The 474-nt window shown below is 62.2% G+C and carries 1 protein-coding gene; it reads right to left on the bottom strand.

Going from position 1 to position 474, the window contains the following annotated elements; all coding sequences use genetic code 11:
- Window positions 1-197: 197 nt before the first annotated feature.
- Window positions 198-474 (bottom strand): hypothetical protein (locus tag ACU8YE_RS24795; protein WP_446930184.1); only part of this gene is annotated, 277 nt, incomplete at its 5' end.

The raw sequence follows: 474 nt of genomic DNA on the forward strand, positions 1-474 counted from the left end.
CTTGGGAGCGCCGCGCTCGAATGTCTTGTGCTGGACGTACGCGACCTGACCGTGCTGCCCGCAGTAGCAAGGGTCGGCGTCACAGAGGTGGCAATAGGTTTCACTCATAGCGGGCTCACCGTAACCGCAGGCTCCGACAGAGCTTGCTCAGAGCCGAGTGCCCCCGACTCGGGAATCCCCACCCACGGCTGACGAACTTAGGCCTCGTGAGTGATGTCGTCAGCCACCGACGGGAGAGGGACATTGACCATCCTCTGAAGTTCCTGCGTGGCGACGATCTCCGCCCGCAGTTCGGGGTCAATGTCGACTACGTGCAGTTCGACGTCAAAGACTTCAGCGGCACGCTTCACCCAGCCTGTGATCGACGAGCGCGCCTCCTCGCTAGCGAACACGATGATGGGCCGCACCTGTGCGAAGTCGGGCTCCCGGCGAAGAAGCGCGAGCTTCAGCACGTCTTGAGCGATCTTCTTGAGC

This window comes from Ralstonia sp. VS2407 (genome assembly GCF_052950655.1).